At 35.0% G+C, this 12,748-nt stretch carries 13 protein-coding genes; 9 read left to right on the forward strand and 4 right to left on the reverse strand.

The features are described 5' to 3' along the window. The first annotated feature begins 9 nt into the window (after positions 1-9). The 7 genes from C237_RS0100520 to C237_RS0100555 all read left to right on the forward strand — a co-directional run bounded on the left by C237_RS0100520 (position 10) and on the right by C237_RS0100555 (position 6,412). A complete protein-coding gene (locus tag C237_RS0100520; protein ID WP_018674526.1) occupies positions 10-225 on the forward strand; it encodes a hypothetical protein in 216 nt (71 codons plus the stop codon). Between the two features lie 224 nt (positions 226-449). Continuing rightward, a complete protein-coding gene (locus tag C237_RS0100525) occupies positions 450-707 on the forward strand; it encodes a hypothetical protein (RefSeq protein WP_018674527.1) in 258 nt (85 codons plus the stop codon). 5 nt (positions 708-712) lie between these two features. Beyond that, positions 713-2,221: a tyrosine-type recombinase/integrase gene (locus C237_RS0100530; protein ID WP_245539679.1), complete on the forward strand. Its 1,509-nt coding sequence runs from the start codon at positions 713-715 to the stop codon at positions 2,219-2,221. A gap of 39 nt (positions 2,222-2,260) precedes the next feature. Then, positions 2,261-3,661: a metal-dependent hydrolase gene (locus C237_RS13780; protein ID WP_083917604.1), complete on the forward strand. Its 1,401-nt coding sequence runs from the start codon at positions 2,261-2,263 to the stop codon at positions 3,659-3,661. After that, positions 3,658-4,125 carry a thermonuclease family protein gene (locus C237_RS0100545; RefSeq protein ID WP_018674530.1) on the forward strand — a complete coding sequence of 156 codons (468 nt, stop codon included), beginning with the start codon at positions 3,658-3,660 and terminating at the stop codon, positions 4,123-4,125. The genes C237_RS13780 and C237_RS0100545 overlap by 4 nt, the downstream gene beginning before the upstream one ends. A 1,152-nt stretch (positions 4,126-5,277) precedes the next feature. Next, the gene (locus C237_RS0100550; protein WP_018674531.1) at positions 5,278-6,024 is read left to right on the forward strand and encodes a hypothetical protein; all 747 of its coding nucleotides are present in this window, start codon (positions 5,278-5,280) and stop codon (positions 6,022-6,024) included. 79 nt (positions 6,025-6,103) lie between these two features. Continuing rightward, a complete protein-coding gene (locus C237_RS0100555) occupies positions 6,104-6,412 on the forward strand; it encodes a type II toxin-antitoxin system RelE/ParE family toxin (RefSeq protein WP_018674532.1) in 309 nt (102 codons plus the stop codon). Here the strand turns inward: C237_RS0100555 and C237_RS0100560 are convergent. The 4 genes from C237_RS0100560 to C237_RS0100575 form a co-directional block, all read right to left on the reverse strand. After that, entirely contained in the window at positions 6,392-6,688 is a 297-nt protein-coding gene (locus tag C237_RS0100560; RefSeq protein WP_018674533.1) for a hypothetical protein, read from the reverse strand. The genes C237_RS0100555 and C237_RS0100560 overlap by 21 nt on opposite strands. Positions 6,689-6,809: 121 nt before the next feature. Next, positions 6,810-7,415 (reverse strand): bifunctional nicotinamidase/pyrazinamidase, encoded by a 606-nt coding sequence (gene pncA / locus C237_RS0100565; protein ID WP_018674534.1) that lies wholly within the window; start codon positions 7,413-7,415, stop codon positions 6,810-6,812. Between the two features lie 79 nt (positions 7,416-7,494). Next, a complete protein-coding gene (tatC, locus tag C237_RS0100570; RefSeq protein WP_018674535.1) occupies positions 7,495-8,328 on the reverse strand; it encodes a twin-arginine translocase subunit TatC in 834 nt (277 codons plus the stop codon). A 28-nt stretch (positions 8,329-8,356) separates the two neighbouring features. After that, the gene (locus C237_RS0100575) at positions 8,357-9,343 is read right to left on the reverse strand and encodes a KpsF/GutQ family sugar-phosphate isomerase (protein WP_018674536.1); all 987 of its coding nucleotides are present in this window, start codon (positions 9,341-9,343) and stop codon (positions 8,357-8,359) included. A gap of 117 nt (positions 9,344-9,460) precedes the next feature. Between C237_RS0100575 and recQ the strand changes: the two genes are divergently transcribed. Next, on the forward strand, positions 9,461-11,665 hold the full coding sequence (gene recQ, locus C237_RS0100580) for a DNA helicase RecQ (RefSeq protein WP_018674537.1): 2,205 nt from the start codon (positions 9,461-9,463) through the stop codon (positions 11,663-11,665). Positions 11,666-11,674: 9 nt separating this feature from the next. Next, positions 11,675-12,748 carry a glycosyltransferase gene (locus C237_RS0100585; RefSeq protein WP_018674538.1) on the forward strand — a complete coding sequence of 358 codons (1,074 nt, stop codon included), beginning with the start codon at positions 11,675-11,677 and terminating at the stop codon, positions 12,746-12,748.

Raw genomic sequence — 12,748 nt, forward strand, 5'->3', positions numbered from 1 at the left:
ATTTCAAATATGAAACAAGTAGAAATTAAAAACGAACTAGAATATATAGATGGTGTCAGAGAAGCACTAGGCTATATATTAGAAGTCATAGATAAGGATACAGATTATCTCTATCACGAAAAAGAAATCATTAAAAAATTCATACGCTCCGAAATTTGGAAAAACATTTCAGAAAAAGATTTTGATAATTTTTTAAATCAATTACAGCAACAAAAAAATAAATAACCTTACCTAAGTTACCTAATCAGTATAATAAAATGATAATCAGGACAATAATTTTAGGTAAGATAATAAAATAAAGTTACCTAGAAGTTACCTAAGTTACCTAATACATGTAGGTAGGTTGGGTAAGTTCAGGTAAGTATAGGTAAGTAGTCTTAGCCCCTATAAATAAAGGCTTTGGTAAGATAGGTAAGATTTTTTAGCAAAAACAGTTTAAAAAAAATAATATGAAAACCAACATCACACTCTTAGCATTAGCAGTATCAGCACTCACTGCCTGTAGTTACAAAAACTATCAACTTACCCAAGACGATAGAAAACTACTAAAAAAATACCCCGAAATTATCCTTTTACACTCGGGTAAACAACATATTCTACTAGCCCGTAGATTAGAAATTATAGACAGTATCCAGAACGCACATCAGCAGGACTTAGCACAAGAATTTAAAGAAGAGCAATACCATAACAATAGCGAAGACTTTTAATGCTTATGATTACCATAGACTACATATCAAAAGAAGAAAGCCTATTACTCATTGAAAAATGCAAAAATCCAAAGTACAAATGCATCATTCTTTTAATGTTAGATTGTGGCTTTAGAGTATCAGAAACCGTTACACTTAGGCTTAGAAACTTCGATTTTCAAAAAAGAACCATTACAATAAAATCACTCAAAAAGAAAAACGAAGACTATCGTACCATACCCATATCAGACCGTTTATACAGAGCCTTAGCCAACTATTTAGAACAATCCAAAATCCCCATTACACAGCCCGAAAACTACCTATTCCCAAGCTATACCCACAAAGGGCATCTATGCCGTAAGACTGTTTGGAAAGTCCTTAAGGCCTATGGAAAAAAATTAGGCATACAAAACCTACACCCGCACACGCTTAGGCATACCTTTGCCACACATCATCTCAATAACGGGACTAAGTTAGAAGAAATAAAAACCATGCTAGGACATAGTTCATACGATACCACACTTATATATGCTCAGATCCCTACCGAACAACTAAGCAAAAAAATAGAAGCCGTTACCACACAAAAAAGAAATTTTTGGGTTAGAGTTAAACATAAATTCTTCCCACCTAAAAAAACAAAACTTATCAATCTATCGTTCAACAAAAATTATTTTACCATTGGGCGAAATGAAGAATTATCAAAACTCAATGTCAATGCAGAATTAGGAATCAATACCGTTATCATTGGCGATATAGGCACAGGTAAAACCCACCTTCTAGACAATCTAAAAACAAACAAAAAAATACTAAAATTTGAAGACGATAGAATGGCAAAAAAATCCCTTATGTATATGATGTTATACCTATTAAAAGGCGATAAAGAAAATATGTTATCTATGCTCTATGGCGATATTGGTATAGAAGCCGTAGAAAAAAAAATACAAAGAGAATCAGCCCTATTCATTTGTGATAAAATTATGACCATCGTAGAACCAAAAGAATACATATTGCTAATAGATAATATTACAGACATTACAGCCGCTAGTAAAAGAATTATAGAACGCCTTAAAGACACCTTTGTTATCATTTGTGCAGCGCGGTATATCAAAAATAAAAACACCTCATTCCTTTGGAATTTCGAAAAAATAGAAATCAAAAATCTATCTCGAGAGAACGCCATAAAATTCATTCAGCAAAACTCATTTGGATTAGAAGTAGAATCTTGGGAAGACTTTAGAAACCACATCTACGAACAAACCAATGGCAACCCTCGTGCAATGGCAGAAATGATAGACCGTTATAGAAAAGAACCATTTTTAACCCTAGATATAGTAAAAAACATTAAGCACTCTGGAGCATTACCCGAAATAGATTTTACCTTTATCATTGTTGTATTCTTAGGCATCATCACAGCACTACGCTATGCCAGCAGAGAGCTAGACGAGCCCGCACTCCGTATGATAGGCTCCGTAGGCCTAATACTACTCATCATCTCACGCCCATTATTCAAAGAACTCAAAAGAAAATTTATTTAATATTTTTTTGTTTCTGTTAATCTTTTAATAATTAATATCATGACAGCACCCAACCACATAGCAGGTGGCATACTATTCACAGGCATATTTACCAGCCTTTGGAATGTCAATATATTCTCAAACCCCTACTACCTTGCAGCCACAATATTTGTATCTCTATTGCCCGATATAGACACACCAAAATCCATAATCGGAAAACCCTTTTACCCCATATCCAAATGGCTCTATCGTCGCTATGGTCATAGGACTATCACACACTCGCTACTCGCAACCGTCATCATCACACTATTAGTCCTTATCTTACAAAAATTACAAATCATTCCAGAACACTACGCTTTAATCACATTCTTCGCTTACTTTGGGCATCTATTATTAGATATGCTCACAATCTCTGGTGTTCCCCTACTCTACCCGTTTTGGCGAAATCCTTGCGTTATCCCTGGTAACCCCACTTACAGATTCAGCACTGGCAACCTAAAGCAAGAAGGTATTTTATTTGTTGTATTCCTATGCAGTTCCGCACTTATGAATAACCTATTTACACAAGGCTTTTGGCTTACCTATAACCAACAATTTAACGATATAACCCATGTTTATAGAGAATTTACAAAATCAAACAAACTCTACAAAATAGACTACGATTTATACAACTTTCAAAAACCAGTCAAAGGAACAGGCTATTTAGTCTATGCAGATTTCCAGCAATTATACATCGTATCAAATGATACCATTATAAGATTAAGAGAAGGTCAGCAAGGGCTAAAAATCAATACTCTAAAACCATACAATACCAAACATACACTCACAACCAAAAGAGTAGAATTTAACCATATTACAGCCGATAGTTTAAATATATTGGTAGATGATAAATTCATATCCTACACCAAAATTACAGCTACAGAAAAAGCCGATGTTATCACATTAGAAAGAAAACTACACGATTACTATTTTGAACTAAAAAACGAACATAACTTATACTTTTCAAAATCCTTAAAAGACACCCTAAAAATAGAAACCATAGACCACTCAGAAGCCAATCAGCGTTTGAAATACGAAGAAAATCGCCTAAAAATACAACAGCAAATCCTAGAAAAACAAACCCAAATCGCTCAAGAAGAAGCCAATATCAAAGCCACAAACGAACCCTATTATAGAGCCTTAGAAGAAATCAAAATAGCCAAACAAAACCTATCCAACGAAACCGATAGTTACCAAATCAATGAACTAAAAAACCAAATCATAGCACTTCAAAAATACATAGACCATCATACCCCAAAAGACAGCCGTAATCTTGCATTACTCAAAGTACAACTATCAGGGCTTAATGCCCAACTAAACAAACCATTCAAATACATCAGCAACAAAAAAAATACCCCTAAAAATCCTTTGCTTTTCTCTGGATATTTTGATTATTTTGTACTCCCAAATAAAAAACAATGAGAGCATTTCTAATTATCTTTTTATTTTATTACGCTATCTTTTTTCCCCAACAAAAAGCCTTCGTTATAGGCATAAAAGATGGTGATACCATAGTCGTATTAGATAGTTTAAAAAATCAACATACCCTAAGACTTGCCGAAGTAGATTGCCCCGAAAATGGTCAAGCCTTCGGCAAAAACGCAAAGCAATTTGTATCATTACAAGTATTCAAAAAAAATATAACCTATTACCCTATTAATACAGATAGATACAGGAGAACCATTGCAAAAGTATATTATGACAATGGTAAATACTTATCCAAAGAAATCATAAAAAACGGCTTCGGTTGGTGGTATTATAAATATTCAGATGATAAGAGTTTAGGAGAATTACAACAAAAAGCACAACAACAAAAAATAGGTTTATTTTCCGATAAAAATGCTGTGGCTCCTTGGGTATATCGTCAGTATCATCAGCGATTCTAATTTTTTTTGTTTCTGTATTGCCACGCAGTGCCATATCCCCAGCCATATCCATCCACATATATCGCACTTGCTTCCTATGCAATCATGTATTATATTTTTTTCTCAAAAAATATAATACACATAGCTTTTTCCAACGCTTACTACTATTCGTCTTCTTATCTTTTTTTCCAAATAAAAATTTATAGTGGGGGTGGGTGGTAGACGCTTATTTTTTATCTTGTTTTCCCAACCCCCGCCCTGCGGGACGGGGCTTAGGAAACCGCTTCAATAATTTTTTTTATTTTTTTTGACGGCTATACCGTCAAAACCATTTATTCCAGTTTCACGGTATAGCCTATTACGGGCGGTTATATGGTGTTCGGTTGTTCGGCGTACCCTGCGGGGTCTACGGCATCTGCAAGGGTAATAATAAACTCCGCTTTGCTCCGCCCTTGCATATGCCTCCGCCCCTTGTGCACCTCACTGCCCTCATCGCTCCACGTGTCACCGCTTCGCTATTTTTTTAGAAAAAAAATTGCCACACTCCGCCTATTGGGGCGTGCCGCTTAGTCGGCGCTGATTCCACGACTTTATTTAGTTCGCTTACGCTCCGCTCCAGCTGGCATCTAAGGTGTTCCCTTCCACTTCCGGTGCTACATCAGCTCCGCTTTGCTCCACCATTCCGCACCTTCAGGCATCGCCTCCACACGCCACTCCGCTCCCCCGCCCTACTTCCCCACACCATACCCATTCCCTTTCCCTCATCTGGTCGCTCCGCAGTACGCACGCCGGTTATCGCACCGCTTATATATAGGTGTCAGTGTGCGTGGCTCGACTACGCTCGCTATTTTTATACAGTCTTAGACTTTACGCTAATACATACACTACGCTGATTATCTTTTCCCACCCACCACCCTTTTGGGTGGTTACTTTCTATTTTGATTTGCTTAAAAAAACTGACACTTATAGGTAACTTAGCGGTATTGACTACCTGAAAAAGCATTTTTCATCCTTTTTGATTCGATTGTTTTGTCTACTTTTTTGAGGATTGAAAGGGCGACAAAATCGCAATTTCGTCGCTCCTTTCAATCCTCGTAATTTTAAAAAAAAACATTTGTTTTAATTCATTTTAGTATCTATATTACAGGCTCTTAACCATTAATTCTTTTTATTATGAAAAAGCTAATTTTACTTACAGGAATTACACTTACAACTCTAGTTGCATGTAAAAGAGAAATCCATAATGAAGATAGCGAACTAAAAGAAATTACACCAATCGCTATGTGTGAGAAGACTTACAACACACCTTCTGTCCTTAATAAATTCGGTACCCTTATTCGTACCACTTGTAAACCAGGTCCCGGGACTGAAGTTGTTTCACTATCAGCTAATGGTAATAATAGTAAATCTGATTTGATTACATTTTCACAACCTTTAAAAACATTAGACAAGGTAAAAACTAAAGCCACCCACTTTTGGTTTTATGGCACAGATTCACAGCAATTATTTAAACCTATTACTTACGCTCGTGTATTTGTTTTTGATGAAAACGATCCAAAGGTCAATCTAGCCAAACAACAGATACAAAGCGGAAATCATTATTTAGGATTTGACAGAGGAATATTTGAAGGCATATATCCATATGTTGTGCTCAATATTAATCATAGAGAGGTCAATGGTAAAATATACAGTTCTTTTAATCTAGAGAATGAAGTAAAAAGAAGTTTACCTGTAGGCAAGCGAATTTTTATACAATTCATAGTACAAAAAACGCCAAATGAAGTACCTACATTTGAAAATGCTAAATTCACCTATTGTGATTTTGTTAATGAAGATAATAAAGCCTATCCGCATTATAAAATAGACTTATCAGATGCTAATTTAGGTTATCAGGGTTCTTCATTTTACTATGTACAGTAATGGATTTTTTAGAAATCAAAAAAAGACTATCTATTAGATGGTCTTTTTTATTATATTTGTATCAAAATTGATATAAAAAATGGAACGGGTTATTTTATGGACAGATACAGCAAAAAATTCTTTTAATGATAATATAGCATATCTTTTAGAAGATTGGACACAAAAGGAAATAGAGAATTTTATAGACAAAACCGACTCAGCAATAGAAAATTTGCGTTATCATCCTTATATAGGCAAACCTGTTAGTGGCTATTCAGACTATAGAAACATACTCATTGTACCACAAATTAGTTTAATTTATCGTGTAGTAAACACCTATGAAATTCTTTTAATTACTTTTTTCAATAACTATCAAAATCCTTACAAACTAGAGATACTTCTCTCTTAAGTCTTTCATGTACTCTCTATGTTCTTGTACTCTTCCATTTTTGTAATCAGCTTCCGCTTTTTCTATTTCATATAGAAGAGCTTCCTGTGGTTTGAGCAATGTAAGTATTTTTAATACTTCATCAGGTGTAAAAGTTAGAGACTTTAACTTTCTATAAAAAGTTGGTGCTGGTATCCCTACTTGCTCAATAATATATGTTTTTTTAAATGGGCTTTTATCCAATAGTCCTTCAATACCATCAAGCACATTTTTATATGCAATAACTTCTTGTATCATATTTGAAATATTTTTATTATATTTGTTGCAAATATACGAATTAAAAATGATACATCATAATATAAATTATAGGATTTTTATTAAATAAAAAAACATCACAGAATTTATGATGTTTTTTGATTTACCCCAAAATAGTAACCCCGTTTTGAAGCATCTCATAAATGGCATCTCTACCATTTTCTGGACGCACATTTACAGCCTTGGTTCCGTTGAAATGTACACATGTAATAAAGCCTTCTTTAGCAGCATCTATACAAGTATATTTTACGCAATAATCTAGTGCTAGCCCAACCACTTCAATCATTTGAATATCATTTGATTTTAGATAATCTGCTAAGCCTGTTTTCATAAACTGATTATTATCTTGGAAGGCACTATAACTATCAAATTCTGCATTTTGACCTTTCTTTATAATATGGTCAATTTTGCTTGTATTTAAATCTTTATGAAATTCTGCGCCATGCGAACCTTGTACACAATGGTCTGGCCACATAAACTGCGGAATTCCATTTAGAGTAATAGTCTTACCAACTTTTTTACCGTTGTTAGACGCAAAACTTTTATGGTTCTGAGGATGCCAATCTTGTGTAAAAACAATTTTATCGTATTGATTTTCTTCTATTAATAAGTTAATATACGGAATAATATCGCTTGCATTAGGAACGGCTAAAGCGCCGCCTTCACAAAAATCATTTTGTACATCAACTACAATCAGTGCTTTTTTCATAAGTTAATTTTATACTCTTAACCTGCAAAATAAAAACCAAACTTTTATGGCAGACAAATCGGCAGAGATTATCTTAGTTTTATTCTATATTCTGCATATCCCTAGTCAAAACTTTAGACTTTTCTATTTTTTTATAGACGAATACCGACATTAAGATACAAATTTCATAAAGGATAACCAAAGGCAATGCCGCCGCCATCATACTGATAATATCCGCTGGGGTAATGAATGCCGCGATGACCATAATCACCACTATGGAATGGCGTCTATAAGTTCTAAGAAATTGTGGGGTAAGTAGTTCTAATGAAGTCAAAATATAGACAATCATTGGAAATAGGAAAATCACTGCCATACCTAATACAATTTGTAAAAGAATAGTCACATAACTTGCCAAGTCGATATCCACTCTTACAAAATCCGAAATACTGAAAAAATAACCAAAATTAATTACAAAAGGCATCACTAAAAAGTAACCCGATAATGCACCCAATATAAACAACACCCATGTGCCATTAATAATGAATATAGAATTCTTTCGCTCACTAGGTTTTAATGCTGGACTAATAAATTTCCACAGTTCCCATACCACATAAGGAAAAGCAATCAAAAGTCCGCCTACAATAGAAATCGCCATCATCATATTGAACTGTTCGAATAGTTTTCTTACTTGGATTGGAAATTCTTTGGGCATGGTAATGGTATCCTCCCCTATGGTCATTCTAGAAATATAATTCACCACGCGGAAAGTGAAAAAGTCGGGACGGGTTGGTCCAAAAATGATATGGTCCATCACCCAGTTTATATTAAACCCTATTAAAAATCCTCCAATGATAATCGCTATGATTGAGCGAATTAGATGCCCTCGAAGTTCTCCAATATGGGCGAGAAAAGACATTTCTTTATCTGTACTCACAGTATTTTTTATTTTTATATTGGCAAATTTACAATATTCCTTCGTCTAAAAGGGTATGTAAGTCTATTATTCCAAAGTATTCGTTGTGGCTTGTAACAATTAATTGTCCTATATTAAACTCCTTAAGCATCGCCATTGCCTCTTTTGCTAAAGCATTTTTGTCGATACTTTTAGGCTCTTGACTCATAATTTCTTTGGCTGTTTTATGGGTAATATCTGTATCCATCATCAGCATCCGTCTTAGGTCGCCATCGGTTATAATGCCTTTTATTTTATTACCTTCTGTCACTACCGTTACCCCATGGGTAGAAGCACTGATGGAAATAATCACTTCTTTAATATCGGCAGATTCCGAAACACAAGGTTTTTGAGAAGACAAAAATTGCTCTACGGTGGCTGTGAGATTTTTACCTAAACTTCCTCCTGGGTGAAATTTAGCAAAATCGGTATCTTTAAAATGGTTAATTTCCATTAAACTTACGGCTAGAGCATCGCCCAATGCCATTTGAACCGTCGTAGAACTCGTAGGCGCTAGTTTATTAGGACAGGCTTCTTTTTCTACAAAAGTATCTAAAATGATATCGGCAGTTTCGGCGAGTTTGGATTTTGTATTTCCCGTCATGGCAATCAGCCCCGAGGCATATTGTTTTAAATAAGGAGCAAGATTCACAATTTCTGGGGAATTTCCCGAATTAGAAATACACAACACCACATCTTGCTTCTGAACCACACCTAGATCCCCATGAATGGCTTCCGCAGCGTGTAAAAATTGTGCGGGAGTTCCCGTAGAATTAAGCGTAGCTACAATTTTTGTTCCTACATGAGCTGATTTCCCTATGCCTACCACAATTAATTTTCCTTTTGATAAATGGATCATCTGGATGGCTTCTAAAAAGCATTGGTTCAATCGATTTTTTAGTTGGGTTAATGCCTCTATCTCCGTTGCTATTGCCTTCTTCCCTATTTCTAGCAATGGGGACATATCTTCTGAAATGAGCTTATTTTGATGATTCATAGCGATGTTTAGTTGGTCCGTTTAGTTGTTTTAAATAAAGAAATATCATATAATTTTTGAACATAACAAAAAAAATTGTACCTTTGGTAAGTTGCAAATTTAGTAAACAAAACTAAAATGACTACGAAAAAATATAATTTAACACAGGAACTCAAAAAATATTTTGGCTTTTCCTCTTTTAAGGGGCAACAAGAACAAGTGATTACAGCGCTTTTAGAAGGCAAAGATGCTTTTGTATTGATGCCTACTGGTGGCGGCAAATCACTATGTTATCAATTACCCGCCCTTATTTCAGATGGTACCGCGATTGTAGTTTCACCACTGATTGCCCTTATGAAAAATCAGGTAGATGCGGTAAATGGACTTTCCTCTGACGAAGGTGTAGCGCATGTCCTTAATTCTTCATTAAACAAAACACAAGTCAGACAAGTGTTTGACGATATACAAGCAGGACGAACTAAATTGCTCTATGTAGCGCCAGAATCGCTCATTAAAGAGGAATATCTAGAGTTTCTTAAATCGGTTAAAATTTCTTTTTTCGCTATTGATGAAGCCCACTGTATTTCGGAATGGGGACATGATTTCCGTCCAGAATATAGAAATTTAAAAGTAATTATAGAACAAATTGCAGAGGTTCCTGTAATTGCCCTTACGGCTACGGCAACCCCAAAAGTTCAAGACGATATTCAGAAAACTTTAGGGATGAATAATGCCCAAGTTTTTAAGGAAAGTTTTAATCGTCCGAATCTATTTTACGAAGTGCGTTCTAAAGTGGATGTAGAAAAGCAAATTGTAAAATTCATCAAAAAAAATAAAGGCAAATCAGGGATTATCTATTGCCTTAGCCGAAAAAAAGTAGAGGAATTCGCACAAATATTACAAGTCAATGGCATTAACGCACTACCCTACCATGCTGGTTTAGACCAGAAAACGCGTATCGCCAATCAGGATAAATTTTTGATGGAAGATTGCGATGTCATTGTAGCGACTATTGCATTTGGTATGGGGATAGACAAGCCCGATGTGCGTTTTGTGATTCATTATGATTTTCCAAAATCTCTCGAAAGTTATTACCAAGAAACAGGGCGTGCTGGTAGAGATGGTGGCGAAGGCTATTGTTTAGCGTTTTACGACCCAAAAGATATCGAAAAACTAGAGAAGTTCTTAGCTCAAAAATCGGTTTCCGAAAAGGAAATTGGATTACAATTGCTCAACGAAGTCATTGGCTATGCCGAAACTTCTATGAGTAGAAGACAATATATATTGTACTATTTTGGGGAATCCTTTGACCCAATCCATGGCGATGGTGCTAAGATGGACGATAATTCCGTAAATCCGCCTCAGCTTATAGATGTTTCAGATGATTTTAAATTGGTATTAGAACTTACCAAAAATTTAGAAGAAAAGTTTAAAACCAAAGATTTGATTGCGGTGCTTATGGGCAAAGAAACCCCAGTGACTAAATCTTATAAATTAGAAAAATCTGAATACTTTGGTAAAGGCAGTGATAAGACCGATAATTATTGGAAGTCTATCATCAGACAAGCGACGGTGAGAGGCTATATCACCAAAGATATTGAAACTTACGGCATTCTTAAACTTAGTCCATCAGGGTTAGAAGTCCTTAAAAATAAGAATACACCTGAATTTTTAATTGCAGAAGATAGAGAATACGACTTAGCACAAACTAGAGCCGAATCCGAACAGATGAATACACAAGCAGGGAATGCCATGGATCAGGCTTTATTTTCGCAACTTAAAGACCTTAGAAAAAAAGTGGCTAAGAAACACGGAATTCCACCTTATACGGTTTTTATGGATCCGAGTTTGGAAGATATGACCATACAATACCCGATTTCCATAGAAGAAATTGCTAAAGTTCATGGTGTTGGCGAAGGCAAGGCTAGAAAATTTGGGAAAGAATTTGCAGAATACATCAAAAAATATGTTGAGGAAAATGATATTGAGCGACCAGATGATATGGTGCTGAAAAAAGTAGCCAATAAATCTAGCCATAAAGTATTTATCATTCAAAATACCGATAAAAAAATAGACCTCGAAGATATAGCCAATGCTAAAAACCTAAGTATGGAAGAATTAATTTCCGAAATGGAAAGCATTGTCTACCAAGGGACTAAATTAAATATCGACTATTATATTGACGAAAATTTCGATGAAGATTTAGTAGACGACTTTATGGAGTTTATGAATGATTCTGAAAGCGATAGCATGAAAATTCTTCTAGCAGAATACGGCGATGAATTAACGGATGATGAAGTGCGATTGCTCAGAATTAAGTTCATTAGTGATGTGGCTAATTAAGAACTATTCATGATGCCAAAAGATATCATTTTTATCCTGCCCGATATGGAAACTGGCGGAGCAGAGCGTATTGTAATGACTTTAGCCAACCATCTTCCTAGAGCTTATTTTAGCTCTAAAATCATGTTGCTTAGAAAAGAAGGGGGCTATCTAAAGTTTCTAAAAGAAGATGTAGAAATCATAGACCTTAAGACGCCAAGAATACGCCATTCATTAATTCCTATTTTAAAAGAATTAAGAAAACGGAAACCAGAGATTGTTTTTTCAGGGTTTGGTGAGGTTAATGCTTATCTTTCCATGTTTACTAAGTTATTCCCAAAAATTCATTTTGTGGCTCGGGAAACTAATGTGGTTTCTCAGCATGTAACTCGTAAAGAAATTAGGCTGTTTTATCGCTTTTATAATAATTATAACACCATCATTGCTCAAAGCGATGATATGGCGCAAGACTTAATTCAGAATTTCAATATTAAGCCAAAAAAAATTGTAAAAATTAACAATCCTGTCGATTTTCAATTTATAGAAGACAAACTAAAGGATACTATACGCCCAGACGCTTATACAGAAGGTAAAAAGCATGTTGTTGCTATTGGCAATCTATCTCATAGAAAAGGTTTTGATAATTTACTAAAGGTATGTTCCTATCTAAAAGGCCAACCGATTATGTTTCATATTTTGGGCGATGGGGCAGATAAAGAACAACTGCATCAGATGAAAACAGATTTAGGTCTAGAGCAAGTGATATTTCATGGAAGACAGAGTAACCCCTACCCTTTCCTTAAATTTGCCGATTTATTTGTATTATCCTCTCGCTACGAAGGTTTTCCTAATGTATTGTTGGAGGCTGGTGCTTGTGGGACTTTTGCCCTAACTAACAATTGCCCTGGGGGAATTAACGAAATTATCCAACCTCAGATTAATGGTGAAATTGCAGATATTACGCAACATCAAATATTTGCAAATACCATAAAAAGGCTTTTAGAGCAAAATTATAATGAGGAAGACATTAAAAATAGTATCAAAACACGGTATAGTAAAGAGGTGATTTTAAAGCAATATGTGGAAACGCTAAATTCACTTTAG

The organism is Riemerella columbina DSM 16469 (assembly GCF_000374405.1).
GTDB lineage: Bacteria > Bacteroidota > Bacteroidia > Flavobacteriales > Weeksellaceae > Riemerella > Riemerella columbina.